At 40.4% G+C, this 20,701-nt stretch carries 37 protein-coding genes; 1 reads left to right on the top strand and 36 read right to left on the bottom strand.

The window, feature by feature from the left end:
* Position 1: 1 nt before the first annotated feature.
* Positions 2-286 (bottom strand): hypothetical protein, encoded by a 285-nt coding sequence (locus tag MHH37_RS20210; protein WP_008406705.1) that lies wholly within the window; start codon positions 284-286, stop codon positions 2-4.
* A 164-nt stretch (positions 287-450) separates the two neighbouring features.
* Here MHH37_RS20210 and MHH37_RS20215 point away from each other — a divergent pair, with 164 nt between their 5' ends.
* The gene (locus tag MHH37_RS20215; protein WP_342574430.1) at positions 451-1,488 is read left to right on the top strand and encodes a C45 family peptidase; all 1,038 of its coding nucleotides are present in this window, start codon (positions 451-453) and stop codon (positions 1,486-1,488) included.
* A gap of 70 nt (positions 1,489-1,558) precedes the next feature.
* Here MHH37_RS20215 and rpsI read toward each other — a convergent pair whose 3' ends face one another.
* From rpsI to rpsJ, 35 genes are all read right to left on the bottom strand, one after another.
* Positions 1,559-1,951 carry a 30S ribosomal protein S9 gene (rpsI, locus tag MHH37_RS20220; RefSeq protein WP_008406708.1) on the bottom strand — a complete coding sequence of 131 codons (393 nt, stop codon included), beginning with the start codon at positions 1,949-1,951 and terminating at the stop codon, positions 1,559-1,561.
* Positions 1,952-1,980: 29 nt separating this feature from the next.
* Entirely contained in the window at positions 1,981-2,418 is a 438-nt protein-coding gene (gene rplM / locus MHH37_RS20225; protein ID WP_008406709.1) for a 50S ribosomal protein L13, read from the bottom strand.
* 230 nt (positions 2,419-2,648) lie between these two features.
* On the bottom strand, positions 2,649-3,398 hold the full coding sequence (truA, locus tag MHH37_RS20230; protein WP_342574431.1) for a tRNA pseudouridine(38-40) synthase TruA: 750 nt from the start codon (positions 3,396-3,398) through the stop codon (positions 2,649-2,651).
* 12 nt (positions 3,399-3,410) lie between these two features.
* Positions 3,411-4,208: an energy-coupling factor transporter transmembrane protein EcfT gene (locus MHH37_RS20235; protein WP_014822421.1), complete on the bottom strand. Its 798-nt coding sequence runs from the start codon at positions 4,206-4,208 to the stop codon at positions 3,411-3,413.
* Entirely contained in the window at positions 4,205-5,077 is an 873-nt protein-coding gene (locus tag MHH37_RS20240; protein WP_342574432.1) for an energy-coupling factor ABC transporter ATP-binding protein, read from the bottom strand. The genes MHH37_RS20235 and MHH37_RS20240 overlap by 4 nt, the downstream gene beginning before the upstream one ends.
* Positions 5,053-5,898 carry an energy-coupling factor ABC transporter ATP-binding protein gene (locus MHH37_RS20245; protein ID WP_008406713.1) on the bottom strand — a complete coding sequence of 282 codons (846 nt, stop codon included), beginning with the start codon at positions 5,896-5,898 and terminating at the stop codon, positions 5,053-5,055. Before MHH37_RS20245 ends, MHH37_RS20240 begins: the two co-directional genes overlap by 25 nt.
* Before the next feature lie 442 nt (positions 5,899-6,340).
* Positions 6,341-6,718, bottom strand: coding sequence for a 50S ribosomal protein L17 (gene rplQ, locus MHH37_RS20250; RefSeq protein WP_008406715.1), 378 nt, complete (start codon positions 6,716-6,718; stop codon positions 6,341-6,343).
* Between the two features lie 56 nt (positions 6,719-6,774).
* Positions 6,775-7,719 (bottom strand): DNA-directed RNA polymerase subunit alpha, encoded by a 945-nt coding sequence (locus MHH37_RS20255; RefSeq protein ID WP_008406717.1) that lies wholly within the window; start codon positions 7,717-7,719, stop codon positions 6,775-6,777.
* A 144-nt stretch (positions 7,720-7,863) separates the two neighbouring features.
* The gene (rpsK, locus tag MHH37_RS20260) at positions 7,864-8,253 is read right to left on the bottom strand and encodes a 30S ribosomal protein S11 (protein WP_008406718.1); all 390 of its coding nucleotides are present in this window, start codon (positions 8,251-8,253) and stop codon (positions 7,864-7,866) included.
* 26 nt (positions 8,254-8,279) lie between these two features.
* Positions 8,280-8,645: a 30S ribosomal protein S13 gene (gene rpsM / locus MHH37_RS20265; protein WP_008406720.1), complete on the bottom strand. Its 366-nt coding sequence runs from the start codon at positions 8,643-8,645 to the stop codon at positions 8,280-8,282.
* A gap of 24 nt (positions 8,646-8,669) precedes the next feature.
* Positions 8,670-8,783, bottom strand: a complete 114-nt coding sequence (gene rpmJ, locus MHH37_RS20270) for a 50S ribosomal protein L36 (protein WP_000868344.1) — start codon at positions 8,781-8,783, stop codon at positions 8,670-8,672.
* A 37-nt stretch (positions 8,784-8,820) separates the two neighbouring features.
* The gene (gene infA, locus MHH37_RS20275) at positions 8,821-9,039 is read right to left on the bottom strand and encodes a translation initiation factor IF-1 (protein WP_008406932.1); all 219 of its coding nucleotides are present in this window, start codon (positions 9,037-9,039) and stop codon (positions 8,821-8,823) included.
* Positions 9,040-9,452: 413 nt separating this feature from the next.
* Positions 9,453-10,106, bottom strand: coding sequence for an adenylate kinase (locus MHH37_RS20280; RefSeq protein WP_008406933.1), 654 nt, complete (start codon positions 10,104-10,106; stop codon positions 9,453-9,455).
* A 62-nt stretch (positions 10,107-10,168) separates the two neighbouring features.
* The gene (gene secY / locus MHH37_RS20285) at positions 10,169-11,464 is read right to left on the bottom strand and encodes a preprotein translocase subunit SecY (RefSeq protein ID WP_008406934.1); all 1,296 of its coding nucleotides are present in this window, start codon (positions 11,462-11,464) and stop codon (positions 10,169-10,171) included.
* Entirely contained in the window at positions 11,464-11,904 is a 441-nt protein-coding gene (gene rplO / locus MHH37_RS20290; RefSeq protein WP_008406935.1) for a 50S ribosomal protein L15, read from the bottom strand. The genes secY and rplO overlap by 1 nt, the downstream gene beginning before the upstream one ends.
* Before the next feature lie 33 nt (positions 11,905-11,937).
* Complete coding sequence (gene rpmD / locus MHH37_RS20295) at positions 11,938-12,120, bottom strand: 50S ribosomal protein L30 (protein ID WP_173364522.1); 183 nt, start codon at positions 12,118-12,120, stop codon at positions 11,938-11,940.
* Positions 12,121-12,131: 11 nt separating this feature from the next.
* Positions 12,132-12,632, bottom strand: coding sequence for a 30S ribosomal protein S5 (gene rpsE, locus MHH37_RS20300; protein WP_008406937.1), 501 nt, complete (start codon positions 12,630-12,632; stop codon positions 12,132-12,134).
* A gap of 21 nt (positions 12,633-12,653) precedes the next feature.
* Entirely contained in the window at positions 12,654-13,013 is a 360-nt protein-coding gene (gene rplR / locus MHH37_RS20305) for a 50S ribosomal protein L18 (protein ID WP_008406944.1), read from the bottom strand.
* 41 nt (positions 13,014-13,054) lie between these two features.
* Complete coding sequence (gene rplF / locus MHH37_RS20310; RefSeq protein ID WP_342574435.1) at positions 13,055-13,594, bottom strand: 50S ribosomal protein L6; 540 nt, start codon at positions 13,592-13,594, stop codon at positions 13,055-13,057.
* 31 nt (positions 13,595-13,625) lie between these two features.
* Complete coding sequence (gene rpsH / locus MHH37_RS20315) at positions 13,626-14,024, bottom strand: 30S ribosomal protein S8 (protein ID WP_008406947.1); 399 nt, start codon at positions 14,022-14,024, stop codon at positions 13,626-13,628.
* 30 nt (positions 14,025-14,054) lie between these two features.
* Positions 14,055-14,240 carry a 30S ribosomal protein S14 gene (gene rpsN, locus MHH37_RS20320; protein WP_008406949.1) on the bottom strand — a complete coding sequence of 62 codons (186 nt, stop codon included), beginning with the start codon at positions 14,238-14,240 and terminating at the stop codon, positions 14,055-14,057.
* Between the two features lie 21 nt (positions 14,241-14,261).
* Positions 14,262-14,801, bottom strand: a complete 540-nt coding sequence (gene rplE / locus MHH37_RS20325) for a 50S ribosomal protein L5 (RefSeq protein WP_342574437.1) — start codon at positions 14,799-14,801, stop codon at positions 14,262-14,264.
* A gap of 28 nt (positions 14,802-14,829) precedes the next feature.
* Positions 14,830-15,138: a 50S ribosomal protein L24 gene (gene rplX, locus MHH37_RS20330; RefSeq protein ID WP_008406953.1), complete on the bottom strand. Its 309-nt coding sequence runs from the start codon at positions 15,136-15,138 to the stop codon at positions 14,830-14,832.
* Positions 15,139-15,175: 37 nt separating this feature from the next.
* A complete protein-coding gene (gene rplN / locus MHH37_RS20335) occupies positions 15,176-15,544 on the bottom strand; it encodes a 50S ribosomal protein L14 (RefSeq protein ID WP_008406955.1) in 369 nt (122 codons plus the stop codon).
* Positions 15,545-15,590: 46 nt separating this feature from the next.
* A complete protein-coding gene (gene rpsQ / locus MHH37_RS20340) occupies positions 15,591-15,854 on the bottom strand; it encodes a 30S ribosomal protein S17 (RefSeq protein WP_008406957.1) in 264 nt (87 codons plus the stop codon).
* Between the two features lie 18 nt (positions 15,855-15,872).
* The gene (gene rpmC / locus MHH37_RS20345; protein WP_008406958.1) at positions 15,873-16,073 is read right to left on the bottom strand and encodes a 50S ribosomal protein L29; all 201 of its coding nucleotides are present in this window, start codon (positions 16,071-16,073) and stop codon (positions 15,873-15,875) included.
* Positions 16,063-16,497 (bottom strand): 50S ribosomal protein L16, encoded by a 435-nt coding sequence (rplP, locus tag MHH37_RS20350; protein ID WP_008406960.1) that lies wholly within the window; start codon positions 16,495-16,497, stop codon positions 16,063-16,065. The genes rpmC and rplP overlap by 11 nt, the downstream gene beginning before the upstream one ends.
* Position 16,498: 1 nt before the next feature.
* A complete protein-coding gene (gene rpsC, locus MHH37_RS20355) occupies positions 16,499-17,155 on the bottom strand; it encodes a 30S ribosomal protein S3 (protein ID WP_008406961.1) in 657 nt (218 codons plus the stop codon).
* 3 nt (positions 17,156-17,158) lie between these two features.
* A complete protein-coding gene (gene rplV / locus MHH37_RS20360) occupies positions 17,159-17,503 on the bottom strand; it encodes a 50S ribosomal protein L22 (RefSeq protein ID WP_008406963.1) in 345 nt (114 codons plus the stop codon).
* A gap of 22 nt (positions 17,504-17,525) precedes the next feature.
* The gene (rpsS, locus tag MHH37_RS20365) at positions 17,526-17,804 is read right to left on the bottom strand and encodes a 30S ribosomal protein S19 (RefSeq protein WP_004233637.1); all 279 of its coding nucleotides are present in this window, start codon (positions 17,802-17,804) and stop codon (positions 17,526-17,528) included.
* Between the two features lie 60 nt (positions 17,805-17,864).
* Positions 17,865-18,695 carry a 50S ribosomal protein L2 gene (gene rplB / locus MHH37_RS20370; protein ID WP_008406964.1) on the bottom strand — a complete coding sequence of 277 codons (831 nt, stop codon included), beginning with the start codon at positions 18,693-18,695 and terminating at the stop codon, positions 17,865-17,867.
* A gap of 43 nt (positions 18,696-18,738) precedes the next feature.
* Entirely contained in the window at positions 18,739-19,023 is a 285-nt protein-coding gene (gene rplW / locus MHH37_RS20375) for a 50S ribosomal protein L23 (protein WP_008406966.1), read from the bottom strand.
* Positions 19,023-19,646 carry a 50S ribosomal protein L4 gene (gene rplD / locus MHH37_RS20380; protein ID WP_008406968.1) on the bottom strand — a complete coding sequence of 208 codons (624 nt, stop codon included), beginning with the start codon at positions 19,644-19,646 and terminating at the stop codon, positions 19,023-19,025. Before rplD ends, rplW begins: the two co-directional genes overlap by 1 nt.
* A gap of 27 nt (positions 19,647-19,673) precedes the next feature.
* Positions 19,674-20,303, bottom strand: coding sequence for a 50S ribosomal protein L3 (gene rplC, locus MHH37_RS20385; protein WP_008406969.1), 630 nt, complete (start codon positions 20,301-20,303; stop codon positions 19,674-19,676).
* A 51-nt stretch (positions 20,304-20,354) separates the two neighbouring features.
* Positions 20,355-20,663, bottom strand: a complete 309-nt coding sequence (rpsJ, locus tag MHH37_RS20390; RefSeq protein WP_008406970.1) for a 30S ribosomal protein S10 — start codon at positions 20,661-20,663, stop codon at positions 20,355-20,357.
* Positions 20,664-20,701: the final 38 nt, after the last annotated feature.

Genomic DNA, 20,701 nt, shown 5'->3' on the forward strand with positions numbered 1-20,701 from the left:
ATTATTCCTCTTCTGTTGCTTGTGCTTCTTCCAATAATTCATTCAGCTGAAACAAGCCGACAAAATCATTCATAATTGCTTCAGTTGCTTTCAATTCGCCTGCAATGACAGGATGAATCGATTTCAATTCCGAAGACTCCAGCTGTTGTTTCAATGTTGAGCGCTTCATTTCGAGTTGGCGATAAAACTCCAGTGCACGCCCGCGCCGGAATGTTTGTGCACCCTTTGAACGGCGACTACCATGTTCTCCTTCGCCTCGATGTCTCCCTCTGGTTTCAGACCTCATATTTTTAACCCCATCCTTTTTGAATACTATTGTATACTAATGTATACAAAAATACTACTCCTGCTAAAGTATTTAGGGAGAGTAATTTATTCAAATCCTTTTATTTTGTTTGTTCATTAAAAATCGTTACTATAAAAAAAACAGATTCATTAAAGGAGCACATCATGAAAAACGTGACGAGCGATATTATCCAATTTAGAGGATCGCATTATGAGTTCGGTTTATATCAGGGAGAGCTCTTAAAAAATTCGCCTCTTTTTTATAATAGAGAAAAGCTTTATAAACAATTGGATGATAGGTTTTCTATAGATAAAATATATGTTAAACAACTTTTAACCCGGTTCGGTCCAGGAATTGAAGAGGAAATAGAAGGTCTTGCTCATGCACTTGGTTATAAGGAAGAACAGGCTTTACTGCATTATGGAGGCTATTATGCAGCACATAAAAAAAGCGGCTGCTCTATTACGACAAGGCCATCTTATATGATCCGCAACTATGACAATGACCCCGAAAGCTATGATGGGCGTTTTGTGTTATATGAACCAACTGACGGTGGCTATGCGACACTCGGACCTTCCATGCAAATTACAGGACGGATGGATGGGATGAATGAAAAAGGACTCGTCGTCGGTTATAACTTTGTAAATACGAAAAACAGGGCGGATGGCTTTGTATGCAATATGATCGGGCGTCTGTTACTCGAGCGTTGCGCAACTGTTGAAGAGGGGATTTCATTACTAAAAAATATTCCCCATAAACATTCATTTAATTATGTATTACTGGATGCGGAGCAAACGATGGCGGCAGTAGAAGCATCTCCGCGCAATGTAGCTGTTCGGGACGCAACAGCCTGCACGAATCACTTTAAAGTTCTGACAGAAGAAAACCGTTACCGAACAGAGGATTCATTAGCGCGCGAACATATTATTTCGAATGCCCAAGCAACTCCACTTACTTTTGAAAATGCGTTCAAATTAATGAATGGTATCGAAAATGGGGTCTTTGCGACAAAATACGGAGCATGGGATGGTACACTCCATACGGTTGGCTATGTACCAACTGAAGGTAAATGTATTATTGCTTTAGGTGGAGATGCATTGCCTATAGTTATCGATTTTAAATCGTGGCTAAGCGGAACTTATTTGCCTCTTTCGAAGATTAAAGGAAAACTTCATGCGACAAATGGCTTTGCGAATGAATAAAGAAAAAACCCTTTCTCGGAAAAATTCCAAGAAAGGGTTTTGTAATTTCGCAAAATAGTAATCGTAAAGATTAACGTTTTGAGAACTGAGGTGCACGACGAGCGCCGCGTAGACCTGGTTTTTTACGTTCTTTCATACGTGAATCACGAGTTAATAGACCCGCTGATTTTAAAGCTGGGCGGAAGTCTGGATCAACTTGTAATAATGCACGTGCGATACCGTGACGGATTGCTCCAGCTTGACCTGTGAATCCACCACCGTTTACGTTAACGTGAACGTCATATGAACCTTTAGTTTCTGTAGCTACTAATGGTTGGTTGATAATTAAGTGTAAAGTTTCGTATGGTAGGTAATCTGCAACATCACGGTTGTTGATTACTACTTTACCTTCGCCTGGTACTAAACGTACGCGAGCAGTTGAGCTTTTACGGCGACCTGTGCCGATGTATTGTACTTGTGCCAAAGTTATTTCCTCCTATTATAGTTTATTGATTAACCACGTAACTCGTAAGCTTCTGGTTTTTGTGCAGCATGTGGATGTTCAGAACCAGTGTAAACGTTCAATTTAGAGAACATTTGACGACCTAAAGAGTTCTTTGGAAGCATACCTTTAATTGCTAACTCAAGCATTTGAGTTGGGTATTTTTCCTTCATTTCACCAGCTGTACGTTGTTTTAAACCACCAGCGAACTGAGTGTGACGGTAGTAAATTTTCTTTTGTAATTTGTTACCTGTTAACTCAATTTTATCAGCGTTGATGATGATCACATGATCTCCTGTATCAACGTTTGGTGTGAAAGTTGGTTTATGTTTACCGCGTAAGATAGAAGCTACTTCAGAAGCTAAACGACCTAACGTTTGGCCTTCTGCGTCAACTACTAACCATTTACGTTCTACTTCTTGACCTTTAGCCATGAAAGTTGTGCGCATGTTTGTATCCTCCTAATCGATATGAATTACCGTTATTTTTCATTATATACACTTTATAAGTTTCGGGGCTTATTTTTGTGGTGGTAATGAAAATACCATACATCATCATATACTGGATCGCGTTTAAAGTCAAGATATTTAATTGAACACCTGGAGAGGTTGTTAACCCTTTTCACAAGCCGATTTCTCTAGGATTTTATAGAGAAAAGGAAAACTTTTTCAAAAAAAAATCACAAATCTTGATAAAAAACTTGTTCTAAATATAGACCATGTGCTGGTGCTGTTTTACCTGCTTGTGCACGGTCCATCGAAGCAATCGTCTTTTCTAATGAAGAAGCTTCTCTTCGTCCAATGCCAACTTCCCATAATGTACCTGCAATAATCCGCACCATATTATATAAAAAGCCGTTGCCGCTAATTGTCATATGCAATTCTTCCCCTTGCCAGACAAGTTCCAGCGTTTCCACCGTACGTACTTTGTCTACAACACTCGTATTCGCCGCGCAGAAACAGCTGAAGTCATGTGTCCCGACAATTGCTTGTGCGGCTTCACGCATTGCTTCTACATTCGGCTTTACTCCACCTGTCTCGACTGTATAGTGTCTTCTAAACGGGCTTTGAACAGTGCTGCAATCCCAAATATACCGATAACGCTTGCCTGATACATCATAGCGGGCATGAAAGTCTTCCCTTACTTGCTCGATACGGAGTACACGAATATCACGCGGCAATTGGACATTTAATGCCTTTTGAAATTTCTCGGGCGGAATCTCTAGAGCTGTATCAAAATGTATAACCTGACCAGTTGCATGGACACGCGCATCTGTACGGCCGCTTGCTGTAATTTTAACTTGTGTCCCTTTTTGCATTGTTGTTAATACTTTTTCGATTTCCAGCTGTACTGTACGTTCACCCGGCTGCACCTGATAGCCGGCAAAGCCGGTACCGTCATAGCTAATCGTTGCTTTTAATCTCACCATATCTTTACTCCTCTAACTGCGCAGCATCCATAACAGGACGCCCAATAATACAAGTACAACTAAAATAGCCGTATCTCTAACCATCCACTTTAGCTGACGGTATTTCGTACGCCCTTCTCCCCCACGGTAGCCGCGCACTTCCATTGCAGTCGCTAAATCTTCCGCTCGTTTAAATGCACTGACAAAGAGCGGTACTAACAATGGCACGACCGCCTTTAGACGATCTTTAATTGGTCCTGCACTTAAATCTGAACCACGAGCCATCTGTGCTTTCATAATTTTATCTGTCTCATCCATTAATGTTGGAATGAAACGTAAAGAAATCGACATCATTAGTGCAAGCTCATGAACAGGTAGCTTTACCTTTTTAAATGGATCGAGCAGTACTTCCAGACCGTCCGTAATTGAAATAGGGGAAGTCGTTAACGTTAAGATCGATGTCATAAATACTAGCATTAAAAAGCGCATTGATATGAACATCCCTTGTCGTAAGCCTTCTTCGTATATTTTTATAAAGCCAAGATCAACTAATACAGGTCCTTCCCTCGTCATAAACAAATGCAAGATCAAAGTGAAGAGCATTAAGAATATGACAGGTTTTAAGCCGTTGATTAAAAAATAAAGGCGTATTCTCGACAGTAAAATAACGAGTAATGTAAACGCCAAAAGCAGCGCATAGGTTACCACATTATTGGCAAAAAAGACTACGATAATAAATGCAAAAACAAAAAGCAGCTTTGAACGCGGATCGAGCTTATGCACAAATGAATTTCCTGGTATATAACGCCCAAAAATCATTTTTTCCATCATTGCTGTTCACGCCCCTTTGGAATGGCCTGTCCTATTTCTACGGCAAGCTCTTCTTCAGTTAAGCATACTTTTTCTAACGTTTTACCCATCATCTTCTCTACCTGATGCTGAAAACGAACAATACGTGGCGGCTCAAGACGGAATTGGGCAAGCGTTTGACGATCGCTGAAAATCGTACGCGGATCTCCAGTTAACACACACCGTCCTTCATGCATAATTGCAACCGAATCCGCATAACGTGCTGCATCTTCCATACTATGTGTTACAAGTATCGTTGTTAAACCGCGCTCTTTATGTAGCGTATAAAATAAGTCCATAATTTCCTTTTGACCACGTGGATCAAGACCCGCTGTTGGCTCATCCAACACAATCACTTCAGGATCCATTGCCAGTACACCCGCAATGGCAACACGGCGCATCTGTCCACCTGATAGGTCAAATGGGGATTTGTCCAATATTTCTTCCGGTAACCCTACTAACGAAATCAGCTCACGGGCACGTTTTTCCGCTTCTTCTTCAGACACCCCAAAATTCATTGGACCAAACATAATATCCTTTAATACGGTTTCCTCAAAAAGTTGGTGCTCAGGAAACTGGAACACGATGCCTACTTTTTGACGTACTGTTTTTAAGTCTTTTGCCTTTTTTTCGGCTTCAATGATTCGGTCCCCGATTTTCACTGTACCGCTCGAAGGTTTTAATAATCCATTAAAGTGAAGGAGGATTGTTGATTTCCCAGAACCTGTATGTCCGATAATCGCCTGAAATGTTCCACTTTTAATTGTTAAGTCAACCTCATGTAAAGCTTGCTTTTCAAATGGAGTGCCTTTTGCATAGGCATAGCTTACTTGTTGAAGTTGGATGTCCATAAGTCATTCACCAGCTCTTCTTCTGTCATATGTTGTCCTACAAGTTGTACACCTTGTGCTTGCAACAGCTTCGTCATTTTCATCGCAAACGGCATATCCAAACCAAACTGTACGAGATCATCACCTAAAGCAAAAATCTCTTCCGGCGTTCCCTCAGCGTATTTTTTGCCGGCATTCATAAAAATAATGCGATCGGCCAACAATGCTTCTTCGAGATCATGAGTTATCGCGAGTACCGTAAGATCAATTTCTTTACGCAATGCTTCCACGATTGTTAACACTTCTTCACGGCCTTGAGGATCCAGCATCGATGTCGCTTCATCCAATATTAATATTTGCGGATGCATCGCTAGTGCCCCTGCAATGGCAACACGCTGCTTTTGTCCGCCTGATAAATGATGAGGCTCGTGGTTGATAAAGTCTTCCATCTTTACTTGTCTCAGTGCATTGTGCACACGTTTAACCATCTCTTCATGCGGAACACCGTTGTTTTCCAGCGAGAAAGCTACATCATCCTGCACAGTAGCCCCTACAAACTGATTGTCAGGATTTTGAAAGACAATACCAATCTGTGAACGAATATCCCATATATTTTCTTCTGTGAGGATTTCACGTTTAATCCGGATTTCCCCTTGCTGTGGCATTAGTAAGCCACTCATCAATTTAGCCATTGTCGATTTTCCGGAGCCATTATGGCCGACAATCGTAATCCATTCCCCTTTATTGATTGTAAAAGAAACATCCTCTACTGCATTGCGTGTATGAGGCTCTTCCGGTGTATAGGAGTAGGTTACTTGATTAAATGATAAAATTTCACTCATGCGCAGCTACTCTCCCCTCTGCTTCGCTATTGTATGACATATTAGTAGTCAGCTTAAATTTCCCAGGAAATGATACCTATATAAAAATAAAGCACGTTTTCAAACAAGTTTTGCGCGAACGGCCACCTATCTAAACGTACTTTATGTTTGCATATGTATTGGGAATTTAGGGGCTCAACCCTTCATTCCATAAATAAAAAAGCGCGCACCTCATTCAGAGAAATGCGCTTGTCGTTACATTTACAAAATTCGCGGGTGCTCAAGCCCGAGAATTCGTTGAATGAGGTGCGGAGAGCTAAACGAGACGCCAGTATTTACTACCCCGCTCATCATAACGCTCAGCTTAATTATGTCGTATAAATCAATTTTGTTTATATAAAAAAGGGGTGCGGGTTCAACCGGTGAACCGGACACCCCTTTTCCACCTGTATGTTATTAAGAATTAAACTAATTCGATAACTACTACTGGTGCGCCGTCTCCACGACGAGGACCTACTTTAAGAATACGAGTGTAACCACCTTGACGCTCCGCATAACGAGGTGCGATATCGTCAAATAATTTTTGAAGTGCAAAAACAGTTTTTTCTTCTTCGCCTTCTCCAACTGTTACTAGCTCACGACGGATGAATGCTGCTGCCTGACGACGAGCATGTAAATCTCCGCGTTTACCTAAAGTAATCATTTTCTCAACAGCTTTACGAGTTTCTTTAGCGCGCGCTTCAGTAGTTTCGATGCGCTCGTTGATGATTAAATCAGTAGCTAAGTCGCGTAATAATGCTTTACGTTGAGAACTTGTACGACCAAGTTTTCTGTAACCCATGGACGTTTCCCTCCTTTTAAATATATCTGATCTAGCTAAATTTTATAATTTTTCGCTTAGTCTTCTTTACGCAATCCTAAACCAAGCTCTTCTAACTTATGCTTAACTTCTTCAAGAGACTTACGACCAAGATTACGTACTTTCATCATATCGTCTTCTGACTTGTTAGCTAATTCTAGTACCGTATTGATACCAGCACGCTTCAAGCAGTTGTAAGAACGAACAGAAAGATCAAGTTCTTCGATAGTCATCTCTAATACTTTTTCTTTTTGGTCTTCTTCTTTTTCGACCATGATTTCAGCAGTTTGTGCCTCGTTCGTCATGCCAACGAAGATATTTAAGTGTTCAGTTAAAATTTTCGCTCCAAGTGAAATCGCCTCTTTAGGACCGATGCTTCCATCTGTCCATACATCAAGTGATAACTTGTCGTAGTCAGAATTTTGTCCAACACGAGTGTTCTCTACTTGGAAGTTGACGCGTGAAACTGGAGTGTAAATAGAGTCGATCGGGATCACGCCGATAGGAAGATCCTCACGTTTGTTTTGATCAGCAGGAGTATAACCACGGCCACGCTGTGCGTACATACGCATACGTAAATGACCGTTCTTAGCGATTGTAGCGATATATAGATCTGGGTTTAAAATTTCTACATCACTGTCATGTGTAATGTCAGCTGCAGTAACCGTTCCGTCACCTTTTACATCAATCTCAATAACTTTTTCTTCGTCAGAGTAGATTTTTAAAGCTAGCTTTTTCACGTTTAAGATAATCGAAGCGACATCTTCTACAACGCCTTCTACAGTTGAGAATTCGTGTAATACGCCGTCAATTTGAATTGACGTAACAGCAGCTCCAGGTAATGAAGACAGAAGGATACGACGTAGAGAATTCCCCAAAGTATTACCATAACCGCGTTCAAGCGGTTCTACAACAAACTTGCCGTATTTGGCATCTTCGCTAATCTCCACTGTTTCAATCTTTGGTTTTTCAATTTCGATCATTCCAATTTACCCTCCTTCAAAACATCTAATGTATAGGTTCTTATCATCAAGTTGTTAATCTGAGTTAGACTATAAAATGCACAAGACTTTTGTACAAAGTAACATGATGTACGTAGAAGTAATTATACTTCTAAGCTGCACCCATTACACACGACGACGTTTTGGCGGACGGCAACCGTTATGAGGAACTGGAGTAACGTCTTTAATAGCAGTTACTTCTAATCCAGCAGCTTGAAGTGCACGTACTGCAGCTTCACGACCTGAACCAGGACCTTTAACTGTTACTTCAATGTTTTTTAAACCATGTTCCATTGAAGTTTTTGCAGCTGTTTCAGCAGCCATTTGAGCTGCGAATGGAGTTGATTTACGTGAACCACGGAAACCTAAAGCACCAGCTGAAGACCAAGATAATGCGTTACCTTGCATATCAGTGATCGTTACGATTGTATTGTTGAATGTAGAACGGATGTGAGCAACACCAGATTCGATGTTCTTTTTCACACGACGTTTACGAGTTTGTTGTTTACGAGCCATGTTAAGAAGGAACCTCCTTTACTTAATTATTTTTTCTTGTTCGCTACAGTCTTACGTGGACCTTTACGCGTACGCGCATTGTTTTTCGTATTTTGACCACGAACAGGTAAACCACGACGGTGACGGATACCACGGTTTGAAGCAATTTCCATTAAACGTTTGATGTTTAAAGAAACTTCACGACGTAAGTCACCTTCAGTTTTGTATGAATCTAATTGTTCACGAATTTGGTTTAATTGATCTTCTGTTAAGTCTTTAACGCGAGTATTTTCGTCAATACCTGCACCTGCTAATACTTTTTGAGAAGTAGTTTTACCAATACCGTAAATGTATGTTAATGAAATTACAACGCGTTTGTCGCGAGGAATATCAACACCAGCAATACGTGCCATTCGTTAGTGCACCTCCTTGATTAATTATCCTTGTTTTTGTTTGTGTTTAGGATTTTCACAGATTACCATTACTTTACCGCGTCGGCGAATTACTTTACATTTTTCGCAGATCGGTTTCACAGATGGTCTCACTTTCATCTAACCTAACCTCCTTAATAGTCCGGAGTGCAAAAGATTATTTAAAACGGTATGTGATACGACCGCGAGTTAAATCATAAGGAGATAACTCAATAGTAACCTTATCTCCAGGTAGGATACGGATAAAGTGCATACGGATCTTTCCAGATACGTGTGCAAGCACAGTGTGCCCATTTTCTAATTCTACCTTAAACATCGCGTTTGGCAAAGTCTCAAGAACTGTCCCTTCGACTTCAATTACATCGTCTTTCGCCATCTTCTCGACTCCCTTCTATATGCTTATATCAAAAAACTCATGCGAGCTCTTGCAACTGTTTCTCCTAATTAAGAAGCAACTCGTTTCAACATATGGTTTGGATTGCATGAGAGATGTAGAATAAGACGCTCGTCTGGTTTCGCTTCACACAATCCATGGAAACAGTATCCTATAAGGAACCGCATCCTTATGTTAACACGATAGCCGGAATGTCTTGATGAGAGATTCATACCCGTTACACAGATGCTTCCACGAAACCCATTATACGTTACAAAGATGTCATCACACTAATTAAGTGCTCAACCTTTATAGTATATACCGGGCACAATATGCTTTTGCAACTCTCAAAAAATTATGTTTCGTTGTTGCCTCCGCATGACTACCGCGGAAGCTGTCTAGCGCCCGGACGGATATCAGCTGCGGCTGCCCTGCAATAGAGCATCAAGATCAGCAAATACTTTTGAAATTTCTTGCTGTCCATTAATATTTGTAAGTACTCCCTTTGCTTTATAGAAATCAAGTAAAGGTTGTGCTTGGTTCATATTTACTTCCAGACGGTTTGTAACAGTTTCAGGATTATCATCTGCACGCGTGTACAACTCGCCGCCATCTTTATCACAAATGCCATCCACTTTTGGAGGATTAAACACTAAATGATATGATGTACCACAAGTCTTACAAATACGACGACCACTTAAACGTGCGATTAATTCTTCTTTTTCAACTTGAACATTAATTGTATGCTCAACTGGGCGTCCTAATTCTTCAAGGATGCTGTCTAAAGCTTCAGCTTGAGGAACTGTACGCGGGAATCCGTCTAATAAGAAACCTTTTTCGCAGTCTGGTTGTGAAAGACGTTCACGAACAATACCAATCGTTACTTCATCAGGTACTAATGCACCTTGATCCATAAACGCTTTGGCCTGTAAACCTAATTCTGTACCTTCTTTAATAGCGGCACGGAACATATCGCCTGTAGAAATATGAGGGATTGCGTACTTCTCAACAATTTTGTCAGCCTGAGTACCTTTACCGGCTCCTGGAAGACCCATTAAAACGATATTCATACGTAATACTCCCCTTTATAGCATAAGCCGGTAAGGAAACGAGAATGTTTCCTAAACCTGCATTATTTCATAAAGCCTTTATAATGACGCTTCACTAATTGAGACTCTAACTGTTTCATTGTTTCAAGTGCAACACCGACTACGATAATCATACTTGTTCCCCCGATTTGAGCCGAAGCTGGCAGGTTCATGAAGTTAATGAATAAAATCGGCATTACTGAAATAACTACTAAGAATAAAGCACCAACTAATGTTAAACGATAAAGAACTTTTGTTAAGTAAGCTTGAGTGTCATTACCTGGGCGGATACCCGGGATATAGGCACCTTGCTTTTTCAAGTTATCTGCCACATTTTCCGGATTCACCTGAATGAAAGCATAGAAGTATGTGAAGGCGATAATTAAAGCAACATAGATTAACATACCAACAGGTTTAGTATAGTCAAACGTGTTAGTAATAAACGCTGTTACATTATTATCTCCAAAGAATGTTGCTAAAGTTTGAGGTGTAACAATAAACGCAACCGCAAAGATTACCGGAATAACCCCTGCAGCATTTACTTTTAACGGTAAATGCGTTTGCTGTGCACCAACTTTAGGTGAATTCCCAGCAACTCGTTTTGCATATTGGATTGGAATTTTACGCAACGCTTGTTGAATATAAATAACTCCAACGACAACAGCAAGCAGCACTAGAACTAATAGAACTAAAATGGCAATATTGATAAACAATTGGTCGCCAGCCCCATCAATTTGTTGTGCATAAATTTGGTTTACTGCGTTAGGAATCGCAGCTACGATACCAGCGAAGATAATGATAGAAATACCATTACCAACACCATATGCAGTAATTTGTTCAGATAACCACAATATGAATGCTGTACCTGCAGTTAATACGATTGAAATCGTTAAGTATGATTGAATACTAGTATCCGTAATCAATGATCCGCCATAAAATTGGTTAAACCCAAAGCTCATTGCGAAAGATTGAATGAATGCTAATACAATCGTGAAATAACGAGTGAATTGAGCCAACTTGCGTCGACCTACATCACCTTGTTTCGCCCATTCTGCAAACTTAGGTACTACATCCATTTGAAGTAACTGGACAATAATTGAGGCTGTGATGTACGGCATAATCCCCATCGCAAAGATTGAGAAGTTTGCCAATGCACCACCGCCAAACGTATTAAGGAAACCTACTAAGCTGAACTCATCAGTTGCCTTTAATACATCTGCGTTAACATTTGGTACCGGAATGAATGTTCCGAGACGGAAAATGATTAACATTAAAAGTGTGAAGATGATTTTATTTCGTATATCTCGAACGCGCATAAAGTTAGAGATTGTCTGAAACATTAGATCACCTCAGTTGTTCCGCCAGCGTTCTCAATTGCTTCTTTAGCAGAAGCAGAGAATTTGTGAGCCTTAACATTAAGCTTAACGCTTAACGTACCATGACCTAGAATTTTGATTCCAGCTTTTTCGTTGCTCACGATACCAGTTTCTAATAATAATGCAGGTGTTACTTCTGCACCATCTTCAAAACGGTTTAACGCGTCAAGGTTAACGATAGCGTATTCTTTACGGTTAATGTTCGTAAAGCCACGTTTAGGTAAACGACGGAAAAGTGGGTTTTGACCCCCCTCAAATCCTGGGCGAACGCCGCCGCCAGAACGAGCGTTTTGACCTTTATGACCTTTACCAGAAGTTTTACCGTTACCAGAACCGATACCACGACCAACGCGGTTACGTACTTTACGTGAACCTTCTGCTGGTTTTAACTCATGAAGTTTCATTTGGGTGGCACCTCCTTGTTCGTATAATTGAAATTAAATTTCTTTAACAGTAACTAAGTGAGCTACTTTTGTAATCATCCCGCGGATCGCAGCGTTATCAGCTTGTTCCACAGTTTGGTTTAATTTACGTAATCCTAAAGCCTCAACAACTTTACGTTGGTTTGGTTTAGTACCGATGACAGATTTATTAAGGGTAATTTGTAATTTAGCCATTATAATTCCCCCCCTTATCCTAATAACTCTTCCACTGATTTACCACGTAGTTTTGCAACTTCTTCTACGCGTTTTAATTCAGTTAAACCTGCTACAGTTGCACGCACCATGTTGATTGGTGTGTTTGAACCAAGAGATTTTGAAAGAATATCAGTAATACCAGCTAGTTCAAGTACGGCACGTACTGGACCACCAGCGATAACTCCTGTACCAGGAGCTGCAGGTTTGATTAAGATTGAACCTGCACCGAAGCGACCTTGCACTAAGTGTGGAGTAGTTCCACCCACGCGTGGTACTTCGATTAAGTTTTTCTTCGCGTCTTCAACAGCCTTACGGATTGCATCTGGAACCTCTTGGGCTTTACCAGTACCAAATCCTACATGACCATTTTTATCTCCTACTACTACTAGAGCAGAGAAGCGGAAGCGACGACCACCTTTAACAACTTTAGCAACACGGTTAATTGTAACTACGCGTTCTTCAAGTTCTAATTTGTTTGCGTCAATGCGACTCATGAAGTATGTCCCTCCTTCTTATTAAAATTCTAAGCCGTTTTCACGTGCAGCTTCTGCTAAAGCTTTTACACGTCCGTGATATAAGTAACCGCTACGGTCAAATACTACTGTAGTAATATTTTTTTCAGCAGCGCGTTTAGCGATTGTTTCACCGATTTTAGCAGCAGCTTCTACGTTTGCGCCCATACCTTCGAAAGCTTTTTCTTGAGTATTAGCAGAAACTAAAGTTACGCCAGCTACGTCATCGATTAGTTGTGCATAGATGTTCTTGTTAGAACGGAATACGTTTAAACGTGGACGTTGTGCAGTACCCGAAATTTTAGAACGAACACGCCCATGACGTTTTTTACGAACTTGATTTTTATCTTGTTTCGTAATCACAGTGGTCACTCCTTTCAAAAATTAATGCGGTTTATGCCGCATTATTTACCTGTTTTACCTTCTTTACGGCGAACGAATTCACCTTCGTAACGGATCCCTTTACCTTTGTATGGCTCTGGTGGACGTACGTCACGGATGTTAGATGCTAATGCACCAACACGCTCTTTAGAAATACCTTTAACGATGATCTTCGTGTTCGAAGGAACTTCGACCTCTAAACCTTGCTCAGGTGTAAACTCAACTGGGTGAGAGTAACCAACGTTTAGTACAAGCTTAGTACCTTGTAACTGTGCACGGTAACCTACACCGATAAGTTCTAGAGTACGAGTGAAGCCTTCAGAAACACCTGTTACCATGTTAGCTAGTAACGCACGAGTTGTACCGTGGTTTGTACGGTGTTCTTTAGAATCAGAAGGACGAACAACTGATAAAGTGTTGCCTTCTTGCTCGATTTTCATATCTTGGTTGAATTGACGAGTTAATTCGCCTTTAGGACCTTTAACAGTAACAACATTGTCGGCACCGACTTCGATTGTTACGTTAGCAGGTACCTCGATAACTTTTTTACCTACGCGAGACATTTATATTGCACCTCCGTTCTTTTCTTACTAATTACCAAATGTATGCTAAGATTTCTCCGCCAACTTGTTTAGCGCGAGCTTCTTTGTCAGTTAATAAACCGTTTGAAGTAGATACTAAAGCGATACCAAGACCGTTTAATACTTTAGGTACTTCGTTTGTTTTAGCATATACACGTAAACCTGGTTTAGAAATACGTTTAAGACCAGTGATAACACGCTCGTTCTCTTTACCATATTTTAAGAAAATACGGATGATACCTTGCTTGTTGTCTTCTACATATTCTACATCACGTACGAAACCTTCACGCTTTAAAATTTCAGCGATCTCTTTCTTAACGTTAGAAGCAGGAACTTCTAACTTCTCGTGACGTACCATGTTCGCATTACGAATGCGTGTAAGCATATCTGCAATCGGATCAGTCATTGTCATGAAAATTTACCTCCTTCCCAAATTAGGGGATTACCAGCTGGCTTTTTTAACGCCAGGAATTTGTCCCTTATATGCAAGTTCACGGAAACAAATACGGCAAAGTTTAAATTTGCGGTATACAGAGTGTGGACGGCCACAGCGTTCACAACGTGTATATTCTTGAACTTTAAATTTTTGCGTGCGTTGTTGTTTAACGATCATTGATTTTTTTGCCACGTCTTCGCCCTCCTTATTTTATTACTTTTGGAACGGCATACCGAACTGTGTTAATAACTCGCGAGCTTCTTCGTCAGAATTCGCAGTAGTTACGATCACGATGTCCATACCGCGTACTTTTGAAACTTTATCGTAATCGATTTCTGGGAAAATCAATTGCTCTTTAACACCTAATGTATAGTTACCGCGACCATCGAATGCTTTTTTAGAAACACCACGGAAGTCACGTACACGTGGAAGTGCGATAGAGATTAATTTATCCAGGAATTCATACATACGCTCACCGCGTAATGTAACTTTAGCACCGATCGCTTGACCTTCACGTAAACGGAAACCTGCGATAGATTTTTTCGCTTTAGTTACTACTGGTTTTTGTCCAGTAATTATTGTTAATTCTTCTACAGCTACATCAAGAGCTTTTGAGTTTTGAACAGCGTCACCAACACCCATGTTGATTACGATTTTCTCCACTTTTGGAACTTGCATTACTGATTTATATTCGAACTTGCTCATTAGAGCAGTTGAAACTTCATTTGAATACTTTTCTTTTAGGCGGCTCATGTGTGTACCTCCCTTCTCAATTTACTTATTAGTCGATTACTACACCTGATTTTTTTGCAACACGAACTTTTTTGCCATCCTTGATCTCAATACCTACACGAGTCGGCTCGCCAGATTTAGGATCGATTAGCATTACGTTCGAAATGTGGATTGCAGCTTCTTGAGATACAATTCCACCTTGTGGGTTAAGTTGGTTAGGTTTAACGTGTTTCTTAACGATGTTTACACCTTCAACAAGAACACGGTCTTGTTTAGGGAAAGCAGCTAAGATTACGCCTTCTTTACCTTTGTCTTTACCAGTAATTACTTTTACTTTGTCGCCCTTTTTAACATGCATTATGTGTCGCACCTCCTTGATTGGTACTGTCATGAAATTAAAGAACTTCTGGAGCTAAAGAAACGATTTTCATGAAGTTGCCATCACGTAATTCACGTGCAACTGGTCCGAAAATACGAGTTCCGCGTGGTGATTTATCATCTTTGATAATTACGCAAGCATTCTCATCAAATTTAATGTAAGTACCGTCTTTACGACGAGCACCTGATTTTGTGCGAACGATAACAGCCTTAACAACGTCACCTTTCTTGACAACGCCACCTGGTGTTGCTTTCTTAACTGTACAAACAACGATATCTCCGATGTTTGCAGTTTTACGACCAGAACCACCAAGTACTTTAATCGTTAAAACTTCACGTGCACCTGAGTTGTCAGCAACTTTCATACGACTTTCTTGTTGAATCACTTAGGTTACCTCCCTTCGGAAATATATTTTATTCCGAAATGTGTTATTAAATAATAACCGCTTTTTCTACAACTTCAACTAAACGGAAGCGTTTAGTAGCTGATAGCGGGCGAGTTTCCATGATACGTACGATATCACCGATATTCGCAGTGTTTAGCTCATCATGAGCTTTAAACTTTTTCGAGTATTTTACACGCTTGCCATAAAGCTTGTGCTTTTTATGAGTTTCAACTAATACAGAAATTGTCTTATCCATTTTGTCTGAAACAACACGGCCCGTGTAAACTTTGCGTTGGTTACGCTCAGTCATACTTAAAACCCTCCTTTATCAGTTATTTGCACTGATTTCTCTTTCACGAATCACAGTTTTCATACGTGCAATCGCTTTGCGAACTTCACGGATGCGAGCTGTGTTTTCTAATTGACCAGTCGCCAATTGGAAGCGAAGGTTGAAAAGCTCTTCTTTCAGTGATTTTACTTTTAACTCAATTTCATTAGTGGCAAGGTCACGGATTTCATTAGCTTTCATTAGATTCACCACCAGTTTCTTGACGTTTTACAATTTTACATTTAACAGGAAGTTTATGTGATGCTAAACGAAGTGCTTCACGTGCCACCTCTTCAGATACACCAGCAATTTCGAACATTACTTTTCCTGGTTTTACTACTGCTACCCAACCTTCAGGAGAACCTTTACCAGAACCCATTCGGACTTCTAGAGGCTTTTTCGTGTAAGGCTTATGTGGGAAGATTTTGATCCAAACTTTACCGCCACGTTTCATGTAACGAGTCATTGCGATACGAGCAGATTCGATTTGACGGTTTGTAATCCAAGATGCTGTTGTAGCTTGTAAGCCAAACTCACCAAAAGATACTTCTTTACCGCCCTTCGCTTCTCCACGCATGTTACCACGGTGTTCACGACGATATTTTACGCGTTTAGGTAATAACATATTATTTGCCTCCTTCCACAGAGTTCTTTTTAGTAGGAAGGACTTCACCACGGTAGATCCAAACTTTAACGCCTAGTTTACCGTAAGTAGTATCAGCTTCAGCATGTGCGTAATCAATGTCAGCACGTAATGTATGAAGCGGAACAGTTCCTTCACTATAGTGTTCAGCACGCGCGATATCAGCGCCACCTAAACGACCAGATACTTGTGTTTTAATACCTTTTGCACCAGCGCGCATTGTGCGTTGGATTGATTGTTTTTGAGCACGACGGAATGATACGCGGTTCTCAAGTTGACGAGCGATGTTTTCAGCTACTAATTTAGCGTCAAGATCTGCACGTTTGATTTCAATAATGTTGATATGCACACGTTTACCAGTTACTTCAGTTAAGTGTTTACGTAAGTTTTCAACTTCCGTACCACCTTTACCGATAACCATACCTGGTTTCGCAGTGTGAATAGTGATGTTTACGCGATTTGCAGCGCGTTCGATTTCTACTTTAGATACAGATGCATCTTTAAGTTTAGTTTCGATATATTTACGTACTTTGATGTCTTCGTGTAATAAGTTAGCGTAGTCTTTCTCAGCGAACCACTTTGACTCCCAGTCACGAATAACACCAACACGTAGTCCTATTGGATGTACTTTTTGACCCACGGATTAAACCTCCTTCTTCTCAGATACCACGATTGTAATGTGGCTAGTACGTTTGTTGATTGCCGACGCACGACCTTGTGCACGTGGACGGAAACGTTTTAATGTTGGACCTTCATCAACAAAGATTTCAGATACAACTAAGTTATTAACATCTAACTCATAGTTATGTTCAGCGTTAGCAACTGCAGATTTTAATACTTTCTCAACGACTGGAGACGCCGCTTTTGGAGTATGACGTAAAATTGCAACTGCTTCACCAATTTGCTTGCCTCGGATTAAGTCTACTACTAGACGAACTTTACGAGGAGCGATACGAACTGTACGAGCGATAGCTTTAGCTTGTGTCATTAGGATTTACCTCCTCTCAAAATTAGCGTCTTGTTTTCTTGTCATCTGCACCGTGACCTTTATAAGTACGAGTTGGTGCGAACTCACCAAGTTTATGACCTACCATATCTTCAGTTACGTATACAGGAACGTGTTTACGTCCATCATATACAGCGATTGTTAAACCGATGAAGTTTGGGAAGATAGTAGAACGGCGAGACCAAGTTTTGATAACCTGTTTTTTCTCAGAAGCCTCTTGTGCTTCCACCTTTTTCATTAGGTGGTCATCAACAAAAGGTCCTTTCTTTAAGCTGCGACCCATTTAGGAACCTCCCTCCGTGATACGACCACGGCTCTCGAACTGAACCGTAGTTTTACCACATTATTTTTTACGTCCACGAATAATAAATTTAGATGATTTATTTTTCTTGCTACGAGTTTTGTAACCAAGAGCTGGTTTGCCCCATGGTGTCATTGGAGATTTACGTCCGATTGGAGAACGTCCTTCACCACCACCGTGTGGGTGATCGTTAGGGTTCATTACAGAACCACGTACTGTTGGGCGTTTACCTAACCAACGAGAACGACCTGCTTTACCGATGTTGATAAGTTCGTGTTGTTCGTTACCAACTTGACCGATTGTTGCACGGCAAGTAGCAAGGATTAAACGTACTTCACCAGATTGTAAGCGAACGATTACGTACTTGCCTTCACGACCTAATACTTGCGCAGAAGTACCAGCAGAACGTACTAATTGTCCACCTTTACCAGGTTTCATTTCGATGTTATGGATTGTAGTACCCATTGGAATGTTTGCTAATGGTAATGCGTTACCTACTTTGATATCCGCTTCTGGACCTGAATAAATAGTTTGACCTACTTCAAGACCTTTCGGAGCTAGGATGTAACGTTTTTCACCGTCAGCATAGTTAATTAAAGCGATGTTCGCAGAACGGTTTGGATCGTACTCGATTGTAGCAACGCGTCCTGGAATGCCGTCTTTAAGACGTTTAAAATCGATAACACGGTATTGTTTCTTGTGACCGCCACCGTGATGACGAACAGTAATTTTACCCTGGTTGTTACGACCAGCTTTGCGTTTAGTCGGTTCTAATAAAGACTTTTCAGGTTTATTAGTAGTGATTTCAGCAAAGTCAGAAGACGTCATGTTACGACGACCATTTGAGGTTGGCTTATACTTTTTAATCGCCATTTGTATTCCCTCCTTCTTTAAGGTTACTTATATAAATTTGAAATTAGATTTCGAATAACTCGATTTCTTTTGAATCAGCAGTTAATTTAACAATCGCTTTACGACGTTTGTTAGTGTATCCACCGAATTTACCAACGCGTTTGAACTTACCTTTGTAGTTCATTACGTTTACTTTCTCAACTTTAACACCGAAGATTTCTTCAACAGCGTCTTTAACTTGAGTTTTGTTAGCGCGAGTGTCTACTTCGAAAGTATACTTTTTCTCTGCCATAATTTCTGAAGAACGCTCAGTAATGACCGGACGTTTTAAGATATCACGTGCTTCCATTATCCAAGCACCTCCTCAACTTTTTTTACAGCATCTTGAGTGAATACAACTTTATCGTGACCTAATAGATCTAATACGTTGATTCCTTCAGCTGTTAACACTGTAACACCAGGGATGTTACGAGCAGATAAAATAGCGTTTTCGTTAACTTCAGCAGTTACGAATAATGCTTTTTTGCTGATTTCTAAAGCAGCTAATACTGATTTGAAATCTTTTGTTTTTGGTGCATCAAATGATAATGCATCAAGTACTACTAAGTTTTGCTCTAATACTTTTGCAGATAAAGCAGACTTAATCGCTAAGCGACGAACTTTCTTAGGTAGTTTGTAAGAGTAGCTACGTGGAGTAGGACCGAATACAACACCACCGCCACGCCATTGTGGAGAGCGGATCGAACCTTGACGAGCACGACCAGTTCCTTTTTGACGCCATGGCTTACGACCACCACCAGCAACTGCAGAACGGTTTTTAACTTTGTGATTACCTTGACGTAAAGAAGCACGTTGTGCAACTACAGCGTCGAATAATACAGCTTCGTTTGGCTCGATTCCGAAAATCGCATCGTTTAATTCGATTTCACCAACTGAAGCACCTGTTTGACTAAGTACTGAAACCTTTGTCATTCCTGTTTCCTCCTTTCTTTAAGAGAATTATTTTGATTTAATAGCAGTTTTAACTGTTACTAATGCTTTTTTAGAACCAGGAACATTACCTTTAACAAGTAGTAAGTTGCGCTCTACATCAACCTTAACGATTTCAAGGTTTTGAATAGTAACAACTGTGCCACCCATTTGACCAGGTAATTTCTTTTGTTTGAATACGCGGTTCGGAGCAACTGGACCCATTGAACCAGGACGACGGTGGTAACGAGAACCGTGAGACATAGGTCCGCGAGATTGACCATGACGTTTAATAACACCTTGGAAACCTTTACCTTTTGTTACACCTGTTACATCGATTACATCGCCTTCAGCGAAAATTTCAACCTTGACTTCTTGACCAACTTCGTAAGTCGCAGCTTCTAAGTTGCGGAACTCACGGATGAAGCGCTTAGGAGCAGTATTTGCTTTTGCTACGTGACCTTGTTCAGGTTTGTTTGAAAGCTTAACGCGCTTATCTTCAAAACCTAATTGGATCGCTTCGTAGCCATCAGTTTCAACAGATTTCTTTTGTAAAACTACGTTTGGAGTAGCTTCGATTACTGTTACTGGGATAAGATCTCCGTTTTCAGCGAAAACTTGAGTCATACCAATTTTTCTACCTAAGATTCCTTTAGTCATTTGTCACACCTCCTGTAAATTTTAGAAAAAAGTTTATATTTGTTTTTACCATTAAAGTTTGATTTCGATATCAACGCCAGATGGTAAATCAAGCTTCATTAACGCATCAACAGTTTGTGGTGTCGGGTTAACGATGTCGATAAGACGTTTATGTGTGCGCATTTCAAATTGCTCACGAGAATCTTTGTACTTATGAACCGCACGTAAGATCGTGTATACAGATCTTTCAGTTGGTAGTGGGATCGGACCCGATACTCCAGCACCTGAACGTTTCGCAGTTTCAACGATTTTCTCAGCAGATTGATCAAGGATACGGTGATCATATGCTTTTAAACGAATACGAATTTTTTGTTTTGCCATTACTTTCCCTCCTTCTCGCCTATTTTCTAGACATTCTC

It is taken from the genome of Solibacillus sp. FSL K6-1781 (assembly GCF_038630735.1).
Classification (GTDB): domain Bacteria; phylum Bacillota; class Bacilli; order Bacillales_A; family Planococcaceae; genus Solibacillus; species Solibacillus silvestris.